The organism is Kitasatospora albolonga (genome assembly GCF_039535905.1).
Classification (GTDB): domain Bacteria; phylum Actinomycetota; class Actinomycetes; order Streptomycetales; family Streptomycetaceae; genus Kitasatospora; species Kitasatospora albolonga.
On the sequence record NZ_BAAAYB010000089.1, the window covers coordinates 38,373 to 54,045 of the forward strand.

Here is a 15,673-nt window from a genome sequence, read left to right on the forward strand (position 1 = left end):
TGCAGGGCAGCCGTCCCGCCACGAACGCCGAAGGACCCGCGCCGGGGGGCGCGGGTCCTTCGGTGTTGCCGTACTGCCGTGCGGTGAGCCTTACTTGGCGATCAGCTCACGGGCCAGGCGGGCGGTCTCGGACGGCGTCTTGCCGACCTTGACACCGGCGGCCTCGAGGGCCTCCTTCTTCGCCTGGGCGGTGCCGGAGGAGCCGGAGACGATGGCGCCGGCGTGGCCCATGGTCTTGCCCTCGGGGGCGGTGAAGCCCGCGACGTAGCCGACGACCGGCTTGGTGACGTACTCGGCGATGAAGGCCGCGGCACGCTCCTCGGCGTCGCCGCCGATCTCACCGATCATCACGATCAGCTCGGTGTCCGGGTCGTCCTGGAACGCCTTGAGCGCGTCGATGTGGGTGGTGCCGATGACCGGGTCGCCACCGATGCCGACGGCCGAGGTGAAGCCGATGTCCCGCAGCTCGTACATGAGCTGGTAGGTCAGGGTGCCCGACTTCGAGACCAGGCCGATCTTGCCGGCCTGGGTGATGTCGGCCGGGATGATGCCCGCGTTGGACTGCCCGGGGGAGATCAGGCCGGGGCAGTTCGGGCCGATGATCCGGGTCTTGTTGCCCTTGGAACCGGCGTAGGCCCAGAACGCGGCGGTGTCGTGCACCGGAACGCCCTCGGTGATGACGACCGCGAGGCCGATCTCGGCGTCGATCGCCTCGACCACGGCGTCCTTGGTGAACTTCGGCGGAACGAAGATCACGGTGACGTCGGCGCCGGTGGCCGCGATGGCGTCCGCGACGGAGCCGAAGACGGGCACCTCGGTGCCGTCGACGTCAACGGTGGTGCCGGCCTTGCGCGGGTTCACGCCACCGACGATCTGGGTGCCGGAGGCGAGCATCCGACGGGTGTGCTTCATGCCCTCGGAGCCGGTCATGCCCTGGACGATGACCTTGCTGTCCTTGGTGAGGAAGATAGCCATGATTCAGTCCCCTTCCTTACTTGTTGGCCAGCTCGGCGGCGCGGTCGGCCGCACCGTCCATGGTGTCCACCTGCTGCACCAGCGGGTGGTTGGCGTCGGTCAGGATCTTGCGACCCAGCTCGGCGTTGTTGCCGTCGAGGCGGACGACCAGCGGCTTGGTGACCGCCTCGCCCTTCTCCTCGAGCAGGGCCAGCGCCTGCACGATGCCGTTGGCGACCGCGTCGCACGCGGTGATGCCGCCGAAGACGTTGACGAAGACCGACTTGACGTCGGCGTCGCCCAGGATGATCTCCAGGCCGTTCGCCATCACCTCGGCGGAGGCGCCGCCACCGATGTCGAGGAAGTTGGCGGGCTTGACGCCACCGTGGTTCTCACCGGCGTAGGCGACCACGTCGAGGGTGCTCATGACGAGGCCCGCGCCGTTGCCGATGATGCCGACCTGGCCGTCGAGCTTGACGTAGTTCAGGCCCTTGGCCTTGGCGGCAGCCTCGAGGGGGTTGGCCGCGGCCTTGTCCTCGAGCTCCTCGTGGTGCGGCTGACGGAACTCGGCGTTCTCGTCCAGCGAGACCTTGCCGTCGAGCGCGATGATCTTGCCGTCACCGGACTTGATCAGCGGGTTGACCTCGACGAGGAGGGCGTCCTCGGCGATGAAGACCTTCCAGAGCTTCACCAGCACGTCGGCGACCTGGTCGGCGATCTCGGCCGGGAACTTGGCCGCGGCGACGATCTCGGCGGCCTTCTCCGGGGTGCAGCCCTCGTTGGCGTCGACCGGGATCTTGGCGAGCGCGTCGGGGTTCTCCTCGGCGACGACCTCGATCTCCACGCCGCCCTCGACGCTGGCCATGGCCAGGAAGGTGCGGTTGGTGCGGTCCAGCAGGAAGGAGACGTAGTACTCCTCCTTGATGTCCGCCGTCTGAGCCAGCATCACCTTGTTGACGGTGTGGCCCTTGATGTCCATACCGAGGATCGCCTCGGCCTTGGCGACGGCGTCGGCCGGGTCGGAGGCGAGCTTCACGCCACCGGCCTTGCCTCGGCCACCCACCTTCACCTGAGCCTTGACGACGGCGCGGCCGCCGAAGCGCTCCGCGATGGCGGCAGCGTCTGCGGCGGTCTCGATGACATCGCCGTCAAGCACGGGCACACCGTGCTTGGCGAAGAGGTCCCTCGCCTGGTACTCGAACAGGTCCACGTGTTTGTCCTTGTTCGTGGTCGCGGATTGTGTCTCTACGAGCGTGCCACGGCAGGATCTTCGCTGCGGGTCGTCGAGGCTGGGCGGGTACGCAGAGACAGCCTTGCGGCCCACACAGCCACGGGCGCACACGTCAATCAACACGCGCGTCACGTCCGCATGGCAGGTTATCCCCGTCCGACCGGCGTGTTTCGCCCGGGGCCCGCTCCGCTTTGGTGAGAACCGTCACAACCGGCCGCCCCGGGCGCGCCGCCCGCGCAGCTCACCGGTGGTCGGGGCGCGCCGTGAGCACCGATCCGTCACCGCTCGTCCGGGTGAATCGTTCGGACACTCCGTCAGTTGCCCCTTCCCTCCGCAGGGCCGTCCGTCAGGTCTGCGGGACCGGCAGCGGCCGGCGCTCGACGGCCGCCGCCATGATCTCGGGGAAGGCGTCCGGCGTGCAGGCGAAGGCCGGACAGCCGAGCGCGGCCAGCGCGGCGGCGTGCGCGTGGTCGTACGCGGGCGCCCCCTCGTCGGAGAGCGCGAGCAGCGCGACGAACTGCACCCCGGCCGCCTTCATCGCGGCCACCCGCTTGAGCATCTCGTCCCTGATGCCGCCCTCGTAGAGGTCGCTGATCAGCACCACCACCGTGTCGGCGGGGCGGGTGATCCGGGACTGGCAGTACGCCAGCGCCCGGTTGATGTCGGTGCCGCCGCCGAGCTGGGTGGCGAACAGGACGTCCACCGGATCGGTGAGCTGCTCGGTGAGGTCCACCACCGAGGTGTCGAAGACCACCAGCCGGGTGGCGAGCGTCTTCATCGAGGAGAGCACCGCGCCGAAGACCGCCGAGTGGACCACGGACGGGGCCATCGAGCCGGACTGGTCCACGCAGAGGATCACCTCCTTCTTCACCGAGCGCTGCGCCCTGGCGTAGCCGACCAGCCGCTCCGGCACCACGGTGCGGTGCTCGGGGAGGTAGTTGGCGAGGTTGGCCCGGATGGTGCGGCCCCAGTCGATGTCCCGGTGGCGCGGACGGGCGACCCGGGCGCTGCGGTCGAGCGCACCGCCGAGGGTGGCCCGGGTCCGGTCGGCGAGCCTGCGCTCCAAGTCCGCCACCACCCGGGCGACCACGGCCCGGGCCGTCTCCCTGGTGGTCTCCGGCAGGGCGTGCTTGAGGGAGAGCAGGGTGGAGACCAGGTGCACGTCCGGCTCGACGGCCTCCAGCATCTCCGGCTCCAGCAGCAGCCGTTCGAGCCCCAGCCGGGTGATCGCGTCCTGCTGCATCACCTGGACCACGGAGGTCGGGAAGTACTCCCGGATGTCACCCAGCCAGCGGGCCACCTGCGGGGCCGAGCCGCCGAGGCCGGCCGAACGGGGGCCCGTGGTGCGGGGGCGGGCGCCGCCCTCGTCCGCTCCCCGGTAGAGCGCGGCGAGCGCGCCGTCCATCGCCGCGTCCCGGCCGGCCAGGGTGCGGCCGGTGCCGTCGGCCTCGCCGCCGAGCACCAGCCGCCAGCGGCGCAGCCGCTCCTGGCGGGCCTGCTCCGTCTGCTGCGGCAACTGCTCCGGCGCCAGCTGTCCAGTGGGCCGAGTGGTCGTCATCAGGCGCTCCTGCGGTCGGTCTGACGGGGGATCCGGGGGTGGGGTGCCGCGTCCGCGGTGCCGACGGCCGCGCCGGCGGAGCCGGTGCCGCTGCTGGTGCCGGAGGTCGCCGTGCCGGCCGACGCCCCGGGCCCGGCCTCGGCCCCGGCGGGCTGCGCCAGGCCGAGGAGGAGGCGGAGCACGGGCAGCGCCGCCTCGGCCCGCTCACCGTCCAGCTCCTCGACGACCGGCGTACCGGCCGGGCCGACCAGGCCGGCCGCGGCACCGAGCCGGCCTGCCGCGACCTGCTCGCCGACCGTGCGGCGGACCCCGGCCTCCAGGGCGGCGAAGGTCCGGCGCAGCAGCGGCAGCACATCGGTGAACACCTCGTCCGGAACGGTGCTCAGCCAGCCGTCCAGCAGGGCCAGCAGCTCCGGGTCGTGCAGCAGCAGGACGCCGCTGCCGGCCAGGAACCCCTCCACCCAACCGGCGGTGTCCGCCGGTGGGTTGGCGTGCGAGAGCACCAGGCCGAGCTGCTGCCCGGCCTCCGCCGAGTCGATCCGGCCGCCGTCCAGCAACAGCCGCACCGCACGCCCTCGCAGCAGGCCGGGCACCGCGCCCGCCGCACCCGGCCCGGCGGTGCCACCCACGCCCGCCGGCGCCCCGGGCTGACGGCGGGCCAGCGACCGCAGCGCACCGGCCCACCGGTCGGCCAGCGATCCGCCCGGCGCGACCGGTACGCCCCCGGAGGCGTCCTCCCCGGCGCCCGCGCCGCCCGCACCGGCCGCACCGGCCGGGCGACCGCCCGGGACCGCGTCGACGGCCTCACCCGCCCCGCCTGCCGCGTCCGCCGTGAGCAGCGCGACGGCCGCGTGGACACCCTCGACGTGGCCACGCAGCACCGCCGCCTGCTCCGCGTCGAGCCCCACGCAGGCCGGGGGCAGGCCGACGCAGATCCGGTCGGCCAGGCCGTGCGCCACCGCGGCCAGCGCGGAGCCGTCGGTGCCCCGGACGTCGCCGTAGCGCAGGGCGCGGACCAACGCGGGCAGTGCCTCGGCGAGTTGGGCCACGTCGGTGTCGAGCGCCGCCCGGTCCGCCAACGCCCGCATCACCGGCGGCAGGGCGGCCGGCAGCCCGGCCAGCAGGCAGTCCTCAACCAGCCGGGTGAGCTGCGGCAGGCCGTCGGCCCCCGCCGCCAGCTCGACCGCCCGGCCGGTGGCGGCCGCCTCCACGGTGGTGCCCCACTGGGCCGCCACCGCGATGTCCACCGCGAACTCCGGCTGCCAGTGCAGCCGCCAGCTCTCCCGGAAGGTGCCAGTGGCGCGGACGGCGTCCTGCGTCCGCTGCCCCCAGCGGATCCCGATCAACCGCAGCCGGTGCAGCAGCAGGGAGCGGGCCGCGTCGTTCTCCTTCCGCAGGTCGAGGGCGAGCTCGCGCGGCTCGGGCTCCGGCTTAAGCCGCAGGCTGCGCTGCAGGCGGGCGAGGTCCCGCTGGAGCGGCACCGTCGGTGCGCCGTCCGGGACTTCACCGAGCGCGTCGCCGATCACCAGCCGCTCGCGGACCAGCTCCAGCGCGACCTCGGAGCCGTCGCACAGCACGGAGAGGATCGCGTCCAGCGTCTCCGGCAGCCCGGGCAGCGGACGGCCGCGCAGCACGGCGAGCGTCTCGGCCAGCCGGACGGCCTCGATCACGTGCGCGGAGGAGACCGGGTGGTCCTCGGCCCGGAGCAGCTCGGCCGCCCTGGTCGTCCAGAGCGCCAACGCCCGAGAACCGGCGTCGGTCGCCCCGCCGCCGACCGCCGCACCGTCGGCCGGGGCGGTCCCTCCTGACGGGGCGTCGGCTCCGGCGGTGAAGAGGTGGTGGTACCAGCCGGGCGAGTCGATCCCGGCACCGTAGCCGGTGTGCTGGGAGAGCCTGCGGTGCGTCCACGGCACCCAGGTGACCTCCGTCCTGACCTTCTTCGGCAGGGTGGCCAGCAGGGCCCGGTCGTGCGCGACCGTCGGCAGGGTGGCCAGCGCCGGGACGTGCCAGGCGCCGCAGACCACGACGATGCGCCCGTGCCCGGCCCGCTTGGCGGCCCGGAGCGCCTGCCGCATGTACGCCTCGCGCAGCTCGTCCCGGCGCCCGGCCGGGTAGCGCTCGCGCAGCGCCGTCATCGCCTCGGCGACGGCCTGGAACGGGGCCAGTGGATCCGCTCCGGGGCCGCTGCCGGGGAGGCGGTGCTCGATCACGTCCTCCCACCAGGCCTCCGGGTCGGCGTGCCCGGCCGCCGCCGCGAGGGCCCCGATCGGATCGAAGCCCGACGCGTCGTCAGACTCCGTCCCCGCGCCCGCGGACGGCGCGGAAGTGCCCCCCGGCACTCCCGGGCCGTCCGGGGCGTCGACGGTCTCCACGGCGGACGGCCCGTGCTCGGTTCCCGCAGCGTCGGCCGCGGGGCCGGGAGCGGCTTCGGGAGCCGGATCGGGGGCGGGCGCCAGCCCGTACCCGGCCGGCAGGTCGATGAAGGAGACCGGGACGCCGCGCCCGGTCGCGTACCGGATCGCCACCCACTCCGGGGAGAAGGACGCGAACGGCCAGAACGCCGCCCGTGACGGGTCGTCAGCCGCGTGCGCGAGCAGCGCGACCGGCGGCACCATGCCCTCCTCGGCCGCCAGCCCGACCACGGCGTCGGCCTCCGGCGGGCCCTCGATCAGCACCACGTCCGGCCGCAGCCGCTCCAGGGCGGCCCCCACCGCCCGGGCCGAGCCCGGCCCGTGGTGGCGGACGCCGAGCAGGGTGACCTCCGCTGCCGCGCTCATTCCGTACTCCCCTCGTTCGCTTCCCGCCCGTTCCGCCGACCCGCCCCCGCTCAGTGCGCGTTCTCCCGGGCTGCGCGGTAGAAGTCCTTCCAGCCGTCCCGCTCGCGCAGCACGCCCTCCAGGTACTCCTGCCAGACCACCGTGTCGGCGCCCGGATCGCGCAGCACCGCCCCGGCCACGCCCGGCACCACGTCCCCCGCGCGCAGCGCGCCGTCCCCGAAGTGGGTGGCCAGCGCCAGGCCGTTGGTCACCACCGAGATGGCCTCGGCGGTGGAGAGGGTGCCGCTGGGGGTCTTCACCTTCGTCCGGCCGTCGGCGGTGACGCCGGCCCGCAGCTCGCGGAAGACCGTCACCACCCGGCGGATCTCGGCCGCCCCGTCCGGGAGTTGCGGCAGGTCGAGCGAGCGGCCGAGCTGGGCGACCCGACGGCTGACGATCTCGACCTCCTCCTCCAGCGAGCCGGGCAGCGGGAGGACCACGGTGTTGAACCGGCGGCGCAGGGCGCTGGACAGCTCGTTCACCCCCCGGTCGCGGTCGTTGGCGGTGGCGATCAGGTTGAAGCCGCGGACCGCCTGCTGCTCGGCGCCCAACTCCGGTATGGGCAGGGTCTTCTCGGAGAGGATGGTGATCAGGCTGTCCTGCACGTCGGCCGGGATGCGGGTGAGCTCCTCGACCCGGGCGATCTGCCCGTGCGCCATCGCCCGCATCACCGGCGAGGGCACCAGCGCGTCCCGGCTGGGCCCGTGGGCGAGCAGCTGCGCGTAGTTCCACCCGTACCGGACGGCCTCCTCGGGGGTGCCGGCGGTGCCCTGCACCAGCAGGGTGGAGTCCCCGCTGATCGCGGCGGCCAGGTGCTCGGAGACCCAGGTCTTGGCGGTGCCGGGGACGCCCAGCAGCAGCAGCGCCCGGTCGGTGGCCAGCGTGGTGACCGCGACCTCGACGGTGCGGCGCGGGCCGACGTACTTGGGGGTGATCACGGTGCCGTCGGGCAGCGTGCCGCCGAGCAGGTAGGTGGCCACCGCCCAGGGCGAGAGGCGCCAGCGCTCGGGGCGCGGCCGGTCGTCCTGGGCGGCGAGCGCGGCCAGCTCGGCGGCGAAGGCGTCCTCGGCGTGCGCGCGGAGCACCTCAGCGGTCTGAGCAGTCATCAAAAGCTCCTCTGGATCGGCCTCAGGGCAGAGCTGTGGCAAGGGAACGGAGGGGGACGTGCTGGGTGCAGAGGCGTCTTCACATGGGCAGCTACCAGCGCGGGCGGACGGCGGGCGGACCTCGGCCCGTCGCCCTGCGAGGACAACGATGCACCCTCGGACTGACAGTCGGGGCAGTCGAACTGACAGATCACCAGTTCGAGTGAACGGCTGTCAGTGCCCCGCCCTAGCGTCGTCCCCATGGATCGATGGACCACCGAACACGTCCTCTCCCTCGCCCCCGACCAGCCCTCCCGCAAGGCCGCCGGCAAGCTCGGCTCCCCCGCCCCGTGGTCCGGCACCGGCCTCGGGCGCGGCGCGGTCTGGGGCCAGTGCAGGGGCAGCGGCTCCACGCCCTACCGCACCGTGGTCGAGCTCGGCACGCCCGCCTACAAGTGCAGCTGCCCGAGCCGCAAGTTCCCCTGCAAGCACGCCCTCGGCCTGCTGCTGCTCTGGAGCGGCAGCCCGGAGGCGGTCACCGAGGCCGAGCCGCCGGACTGGGCGGGCGAGTGGCTGGACGGGCGCGAGCAGGCCGCCGCGCGCCGCGCCGCACCGCCCGCCGCCCCCGCCGATCCGGCCGCCGCCGCCCGCCGCGCGGCCCGCCGGGCCGGGCGGATCTCGGCCGGGGCCGCCGAGCTCAGGCTCCGGCTGGCCGACCGCGTCCGGCACGGCCTGGCCGAGGAGCGGCCCGGCGGCTGGGAGGAGGTGGCGGCCCGGATGGTCGACGCCCAGGCGCCCCGGCTGGCCACCCAGGTACGGGAGTTGGCGTACGCGCCGACGGCCGACCGGCTCTCCGAGTACGCCCTGCTGCACCTGCTGGCGGGCGCCGTCGGCCGCACCGAGGAGCTGCCGGAGCCGCTGGCCGCCACCGTCCGCGCCCGGGTCGGCGTCCCGGTGGACACCGCCGAGCTGCTCGCCGGGCCGACGGTCCGGGACCGCTGGCTGGTGCTCGGCAGCCGCGACACCGCCGACGACCGGCTCACCACCCGCCGCACCTGGCTGCGCGGCGCCAAGACCGGCCGCCACGCCCTGCTGCTCTCCTTCGGCGCCCCCGGCCGCTCCCCCGAGCTCGCCCTCCCCACCGGCCACCTGCTGGAGGCCGAGCTCGCCTACCACCCCGGCGTCCGCCCGCTCCGGGCCGTGCTCGGCACCCGGCACGGCGCACCCGAGCCGGAGCTCCCGGCACCCGCCGGCACCGGCCCGGGCGAGGCCGTCGCCGCGTACGGCCGGGCCGTCGCCGACGACCCCTGGGTGGCCTCCTGGCCGGCCGTGCTGGCCGAGGTGGTGCCGGTGCTCGGCCCCGAGGGCTGGCGGCTGACGGACGGTCACCACAGCGTCCCCGTCCGGCCCGGCAGCTGCCCCGAGCCCGCGCTCTGGCGCCTCGCCGCCCTCTCCGCCGGGCACCCGCTCACCGTCTTCGGCGAGTACGGCCACCGCGGCTTCGCCCCCGTCACCGCCTGGTCCCCGGACGGAGTCCCGACGGGGCTCACGCAGTGAGGGGGCGGCCAGCGGCCGGAACGGCAGCGAGGGCCGGCAGGGCAGCGCCTCAGGGGCGCGAGGAACTGCGCGCGGGAGAACGGCAACACCTGCAACTGGCTCGCCTGCCCCGACCTCACACTGGTCCGCCTTCCGAACTCGCGCCCCCGCGGCGGAGCCGCACGTCAGCAGAGCCCCGCGCCCCCGGAGTAACCACGTACGTCCCTCGCGCGCCGGGGGTATCCGCCTACGCCCCTCGCGCCCGGCCCACCGCCACGTACACCCGACTTCCCGAACCGACGGAGGGTCAGATGACCACCGACCTCTGGCAGGAGCTGACCACCACCGCCCTGCTCGGCACCGACCGCCGCCCGCTCCCCGCCGGCCCCGACCCCCTGCCGGTGGACCGGAGCGACCCGGCCACCGCGCTGCTCGACCTGGCCGCCGTGGCCACCGTCCGCCGCCGGGCCGGAGCGCTGGCCGATCCGGCCGTCCCGGTGCCCGCGGCCGCCGCGCCCGACCCGCGCCCCGAGCCCTCGCCGTCCGCCGCCCGCCAGCTGGCCGTCCTGCTCAGCGGCCACGGGCCGCACGGCGGCGGCCACGGCACGGCCAACCTCGGCGAGCTGCTGCCGCAGTGGCTCACCGCCGCCCGCGGGCACGGCTACCGCGCCCCGGCCGCCGCCGTCCCCGCCCTGCTGGACGCGGCCCGTGCCCGCAGCGAGCTGCGCCCGGACGTGGTCGCGCTGACCGGCCCGCTGGGCCGCTGGCTGGCGGAGCGGAACCAGGAGTGGAAGTACGTCGGCCGCACCGTCACCGAGGAGCTCGCCCCCGAGCCGGACGAGCGGCTCTGGCAGGAGGGCCTGTTCGCCGAGCGGGTCGGGTTGATCTCCCGGCTGCGCGGCAGCGACCCGGCCGCCGCGCTCACCCTGCTCGAATCCACCTGGGCCACCGAGCGCGCCGAGGACCGGCTGCTCTTCCTGGACGCCCTGCACGAGGGCCTCTCGCTCGCCGACGAGGCCTTCCTGGAGGCCGCCCTGGCCGACCGGAGCAAGAACGTCCGGGCCACCGCCGCCGAACTGCTCTCCACCCTGCCGGGCTCGGCCCTGGCCACCCGGATGGCCGGGCGCGCCCGCGCCGCCGTCCGCCCCGAGCTCACCGCCGGGGCCGACGCCCACCGGCTGGCCGTCCGGCCGCCCGTCGAGTGCGACGCCGGGATGCAGCGCGACGGCATAGCGCCCAAGTCACCCACCGGGCGCGGGCAGCGGGCCTGGTGGTTCGGCGAGGTGCTGGCGGCCGCACCGCTCGCGCTCTGGACCGACGACACCGGCCTGACGCCGGATCAGCTGCTCCTGCTGCCGGTCACCGAGGAGGAGGCGGACGACTGGCGGGAGGACCTCCACGAGGCCTGGGCCCGGGCCGCGGTCCGCCAGCAGGACGCCGACTGGGCGCGCGCCCTGCTCGGCCCCCCGCCGCGCCCCGCCACCACCCTGGCCCGCCGCGCCGGCCGCGACCGCGCGAAGCCCCGCCCGGCCGGCCAGAACGGCCGAGCCACCAGCGCCACCAGGGCCGCGCAGGCGACCGGCGTGCCCTCCCGCCTGCTCGGCGTGCTGCCCGAGGAGGAGCGGGCCGCCTGGACGGCCGCGTTCATCGAGACCCACGGCCTGGGCGAGGCCTTCCAACTGCTCGGCGCCTGCGCCACCCCGTGGACCCCGCCGCTGAGCACCGCCGTGGTCGCCGCCCTGGAGCGGGCCGCCGCCTCCGGCTCGTACCCGTGGAGCCACAGCGGTGTGCTGGGCATGACCGAGCGGGCCCTCTCCCCGGCCACCGCCCCGGCCGTGGCCGCCCTGGCCGCCGCCGCCACGCCGAACTCGGCCTGGGCCGACACCCTCACCCGGCTCGCCGAGACGCTCCGCTTCCGCGCCGCCATGCTCGACGAGCTCACCACCCCCTGAGCACGGCGAAGGGCCCCGGAGGCAAGCCTCCGGGGCCCTCACGATCCGTCAGGCTCAGCCCGCGGCACGCAGGTTCGCCGCCACCCAGGCCACCACGTCGCGGGTGGGGGTGCCCGGGGTGAAGATGTCGGCCACACCCATCCGCTTGAGCTCGACGATGTCCTCGTCCGGGATGATCCCGCCGCAGAACACCTTGATGTCGGCCGCGTCGCGCTCCTTGAGGAGCTCGATCACCCGGGCGCAGAGCGTCATGTGGGCGCCGGAGAGGATCGACAGCCCGATCCCGTCCGCGTCCTCCTGGATCGCGGTGTCCACCACCTGCTCGGGCGTCTGGTGCAGCCCGGTGTAGATGACCTCCATGCCGGCGTCGCGCAGCGCCCGGGCGATGACCTTCGCGCCCCGGTCGTGCCCGTCGAGACCGGGCTTGGCGACCACCACGCGGATCGGCCCTGACACACCCATCACTGCCTCCGGTTAACCACCGATAACTGAACCTGAGGGGAGGGTACGCCACCCGCCCCGGTTGGCGGAGGCCCCTCCCCAAGGGAGGGGAAAATCACAGCCCCGGGGTGGGTCCGACCGACCCTAACGACCTACCCGGCCGGCCGGACCCCTATCCGCCCCCTAGGAGGCGGAGCCGGCCCCTAGAGCTTCTCCACCGGGGCGTAGCGCAGCAGCAGCTGCTTGCGCCCGGCGCCGCCGAAGTCCACCGTCGCCTGCGCCTTGTCGCCGACCCCGGAGGTGGCCACCACGGTGCCCAGCCCGAAGGAGTCGTGCGTCACCCGGTCGCCGACCGCCAGCGCCACGACCTCCTTCTCGGTCACCCGCCGGGCCGACTGCCCCCAGCCCGCCTTCGGTGAACTCGCCGCCGCCCCACCGGACTTGCGCCCGCCGAAGCCGCCCGAGCCACCGGAGGAGGAGAAGCCGCGCGAGGCCGGCACCGCCGAGGCGCCCGTCCGCTTCCACTCCACCAGCGTCTCCGGGATCTCCTCCAGGAAGCGCGAGGCCGGGTTGTACGAGGGCTGGCCCCAGGCGCTGCGCAGCACCGAGCGGGTCAGGTAGAGCCGCTGCCGGGCCCGGGTCAGGCCGACGTAGGCCAGCCGCCGCTCCTCCTCCAGCTCCTTGACCTGGTTGAGCGCCCGCATGTGCGGGAAGATCCCGTCCTCCATGCCGGTCAGGAAGACCACCGGGAACTCCAGGCCCTTGGCGGTGTGCAGGGTCATCATCGTGATGACGCCCGCGCCGTCCTCCTCGTCGGGGATCTGGTCGGAGTCGGCGACCAGCGCGACCCGCTCCAGGAAGTCCGCCAGCGAGCCCACCGGCGGGGCGCCCTCGTCGTCGTTCTCCGGCCGCTCGCCCGGGTCCTGCTCGTACTCGAGCGCCACCGAGGCGAGCTCCTGGAGGTTCTCCACCCGGGTCTCGTCCTGCGGGTCGGTGGAGGCCTGCAGCTCGGCCAGGTAGCCGGTCTCCTCCAGCACCGCCTCCAGCACCGCCGCCGGGCCGGCGCCCGACTCGACCACCTGGCGCAGCCCGGCCAGCAGGTCGTTGAACTTCTTCACCGCGTTGGCCGAGCGCGCGGCCATGCCGTACGCCTCGTCCACCCGCACCAGCGCCTGGGCGAAGGAGATCCGCTCGCGCTGGGCCAGCGCGTCGATCATCGCCTCGGCCCGCTCGCCGATGCCGCGCTTGGGCACGTTGAGGATCCGGCGCAGCGGCACGGTGTCCTCGGGGTTGGAGAGCACCCGCAGGTACGCCAGCACGTCCCGGACCTCGCGGCGCTCGTAGAAGCGCACCCCGCCGACCACCTTGTACGGCAGGCCGACCCGGATGAACACCTCCTCGAAGACGCGGGACTGGGCGTTGGTCCGGTAGAAGATCGCCACGTCGCCGGGGCGGGCGTCGCCCGCGTCGGTCAGCCGGTCGATCTCGTCGGCGATGAACTGGGCCTCGCCGTGCTCGTCGTCGGCGACGTAGCCGACCACCTTCTCGCCGTCGTCCCCGGCGGTCCAGAGGTTCTTCTTGCGGCGGTTGGTGTTCCGCTCGATGACCGCGTTGGCCGCGGTCAGGATGGTCTGGGTGGAGCGGTAGTTCTGCTCCAGCAGGATGGTGGTGGCGTTCGGGTAGTCCTCCTCGAACTGGAGGATGTTGCGGATGGTCGCGCCGCGGAAGGCGTAGATCGACTGGTCCGCGTCACCCACCACGCAGAGCTCGGCCGGCGGCACCTCGGCGAGGCGGCCCTCCGCCGGGTTCACGTAGTCGCCGTCCACCGTCCGCTTCGGCGCGGCCGAGACCGAGCCGCCGCTCAGCTCCCGCACCAGCATGTACTGGGCGTGGTTGGTGTCCTGGTACTCGTCGACCAGGATGTGCCGGAACCGCCGCCGGTAGTGCTCGGCCACGTCGGGGAAGGCCTGGAGCAGGTTCACCGTGGTCATGATGATGTCGTCGAAGTCCAGCGCGTTGGCCTCGCGCAGGCGCCGCTGGTAGAGGAAGTACGCCTCGGCGAGCTTCTTCTCCATCGGGTTGGCGGCCTGGTCGGCGTAGGTCTCCTCGTCGATCAGCTCGTTCTTGAGGTTGCTGATCTTCGCGGTGAAGGACTTCGGCGGGAACTGCTTCGGGTCCAGGTCCAAGTCCCGGCAGACCAGTGCCATCAGCCGCTGCGAGTCGGCCGAGTCGTAGATCGAGAAGCTGGAGGTGAAGCCGAGCAGCTTGCTCTCCCGGCGCAGGATCCGCACGCAGGCGCTGTGGAAGGTCGACACCCACATCGCCTTGGCCCGCGGCCCGACCAGCGCCTCGACCCGCTCGCGCATCTCGCCGGCGGCCTTGTTGGTGAAGGTGATCGCCAGGATCTCGCCGGGCTGCACGCCGCGGGCTCCCAGCAGGTAAGCGATCCGGTGCGTCAGCACCCGGGTCTTGCCCGACCCCGCGCCGGCCACGATCAGCAGCGGGGAGCCGGCGTGCACCACCGCGTCCCGCTGCGGGTCGTTCATCCCCTCCAGCAGCTGGGCCGGGTCGACCACCGTCCGGGCCGCGCCGTTGCGGTACCAGGCGTCCCGCTCGGCCTCGGCCTCGTGGTCGGTCTCGAACAGCCCGGCCGGGATCGCCTCCTCGTACGGCGGCTCCTCCCCGTACCCCGGGGGCTCCTCCCCGTACTCGCCGGCCGGCGGCTCGTCGTCGGAGGACTGCTGCGACCCGGCGGCGGACGGAAGCTCGAAACCGGGGAGCGGAAGGTCGTCAAAGAGGCTACTCATGGCCCTCCGAGTCTATGACCACCCGCCGACAGCCCCGCCGGATTCCGGAAGGACCGGCGCCCGCCGGCCCGCGCTACGAGGCGTTGGTGTAGACGAAGACCAGGAAGCCGCCGTACACGGCCGAGCAGAGCGCCGCCGCCCCGAGCAGCATCACCAGCGAGGTCCGGCTCCGGATCCGGGCCAGTCCGGCCGCCGCAGGCAGCAGCAGCCCGAAGGCGGGGATCAGGAAGCGGGCCCGCGAGTTGAAGTACGCCGCGTCGCCGAGCGCCAGCACCAGCAGCGCCGCGCTGTAGAGCAGCAGCACCGGCGGCTGCCGCTGGGCGACCGAGACCGCGAAGAGCACCACGCTCGCCGCGAGCACCCCCGCCACCACCACTTCGGCCAGCCACACCTGCCCGCTGCTGGTCAGCATGGACCGCAGGCTCTCGAAGGTGCTGCGGCCGAAGTCGAAGTGCGACTCCCAGGCGTCCTGCACCCGGAAGTAGGCGTCCCAGCTCCCCTTCACCGCACCGACCCAGCCCAGGAACCCGAAGAACCCGAGCGGGGCGAGCACCGCCCCCAGCGCCGCCCGCCACCCGCCACGGCGGGCCAGCAACTCCCAGAGCGCGGCGCAGGAGACGGCGGCGGCCAGGGCCAGCCCGGTCGGCCTGGTCAGCCCGGCCAGCACGGTGAGGGCGCCGGCCGGCACCCAGCGGCGGCGCACCGCCGCGTACACCGCCCAGGCCGCGAAGGCGGTGAAGAGCGGCTCGGAGTAGGCCGCGCTCTCCACCACGGCCAGCGGGAGGACGCCCCAGAGCACCGCGGCCAGCACCCCGGTCCGGCGCCCGTGCAGGTGAGCGCCCACCGCGAAGATCCCCCAGGCCGCGACCAGCGAGGCGGCCCAGGCCACCAGCAGCGCGGCGAGCTCGACCGAGAACGGGGTGAGCAGGTCGGTGAGCCGGATCAGCGCCGGGTAGAGCGGGAAGAAGGCGTAGGCCTCGTACGCGCCGTGCGGCCCGGGCAGCGGGACGGACCCGGCGTAGCCGTGCTGCGCGAGGTCCTGGTACCAGTACGCGTCCCACATGGTGGCGAGCCGGTGCAGCCCGCCGGTGTCGCGCCGGGTGCCCCAGACCACCACCGCCAGCACGCCGACCGCCCGCACCGCGAGGTAGCCGAGCAGGGCCGGGGCGGCGTACCGCAGCGCGGCGCGGAACCCCGGGCGGCGTTCGGCGGCTCCGGCGGCGCCGGCGGCGTCGCGGGGCCCGGGGGTCTGGGTGCTGGCACGTCGGAGCGGCCGGGACTGGGTGGACACGC

10 protein-coding genes are annotated in these 15,673 nt (G+C 74.6%); 2 read left to right on the forward strand and 8 right to left on the reverse strand.

All coding sequences use genetic code 11. The features are described from left to right. Positions 1-90 precede the first annotated feature (90 nt). From sucD to ABD946_RS21885, 5 genes are all read right to left on the reverse strand, one after another. Complete coding sequence (gene sucD, locus ABD946_RS21865; RefSeq protein ID WP_345286098.1) at positions 91-975, reverse strand: succinate--CoA ligase subunit alpha; 885 nt, start codon at positions 973-975, stop codon at positions 91-93. 16 nt (positions 976-991) lie between these two features. Next, positions 992-2,164 carry an ADP-forming succinate--CoA ligase subunit beta gene (gene sucC, locus ABD946_RS21870; RefSeq protein WP_345286100.1) on the reverse strand — a complete coding sequence of 391 codons (1,173 nt, stop codon included), beginning with the start codon at positions 2,162-2,164 and terminating at the stop codon, positions 992-994. A gap of 367 nt (positions 2,165-2,531) precedes the next feature. After that, a complete protein-coding gene (locus tag ABD946_RS21875; protein WP_345286102.1) occupies positions 2,532-3,743 on the reverse strand; it encodes a VWA domain-containing protein in 1,212 nt (403 codons plus the stop codon). Then, on the reverse strand, positions 3,743-6,520 hold the full coding sequence (locus ABD946_RS21880) for a DUF5682 family protein (RefSeq protein WP_345286104.1): 2,778 nt from the start codon (positions 6,518-6,520) through the stop codon (positions 3,743-3,745). Before ABD946_RS21880 ends, ABD946_RS21875 begins: the two co-directional genes overlap by 1 nt. A gap of 50 nt (positions 6,521-6,570) precedes the next feature. After that, on the reverse strand, positions 6,571-7,665 hold the full coding sequence (locus tag ABD946_RS21885) for an ATP-binding protein (protein WP_345286107.1): 1,095 nt from the start codon (positions 7,663-7,665) through the stop codon (positions 6,571-6,573). A gap of 240 nt (positions 7,666-7,905) precedes the next feature. Between ABD946_RS21885 and ABD946_RS21890 the strand changes: the two genes are divergently transcribed. Both ABD946_RS21890 and ABD946_RS21895 read left to right on the forward strand, forming a co-directional pair. Beyond that, the gene (locus ABD946_RS21890; protein WP_345286109.1) at positions 7,906-9,201 is read left to right on the forward strand and encodes an SWIM zinc finger family protein; all 1,296 of its coding nucleotides are present in this window, start codon (positions 7,906-7,908) and stop codon (positions 9,199-9,201) included. A gap of 290 nt (positions 9,202-9,491) precedes the next feature. After that, a complete protein-coding gene (locus tag ABD946_RS21895) occupies positions 9,492-11,132 on the forward strand; it encodes a DUF5691 domain-containing protein (RefSeq protein ID WP_345286111.1) in 1,641 nt (546 codons plus the stop codon). A gap of 54 nt (positions 11,133-11,186) precedes the next feature. Here the strand turns inward: ABD946_RS21895 and icmB are convergent, their stop codons facing one another. The 3 genes from icmB to ABD946_RS21910 all read right to left on the reverse strand — a co-directional run bounded on the left by icmB (position 11,187) and on the right by ABD946_RS21910 (position 15,671). Further along, the gene (gene icmB, locus ABD946_RS21900; RefSeq protein WP_345286113.1) at positions 11,187-11,594 is read right to left on the reverse strand and encodes a coenzyme B12-dependent isobutyryl CoA mutase small subunit; all 408 of its coding nucleotides are present in this window, start codon (positions 11,592-11,594) and stop codon (positions 11,187-11,189) included. A gap of 182 nt (positions 11,595-11,776) precedes the next feature. Next, on the reverse strand, positions 11,777-14,380 hold the full coding sequence (gene pcrA / locus ABD946_RS21905; RefSeq protein WP_345286115.1) for a DNA helicase PcrA: 2,604 nt from the start codon (positions 14,378-14,380) through the stop codon (positions 11,777-11,779). Positions 14,381-14,453: 73 nt separating this feature from the next. Next, a complete protein-coding gene (locus ABD946_RS21910) occupies positions 14,454-15,671 on the reverse strand; it encodes a glycosyltransferase 87 family protein (RefSeq protein ID WP_345286116.1) in 1,218 nt (405 codons plus the stop codon). Between the last annotated feature and the right edge of the window lie 2 nt (positions 15,672-15,673).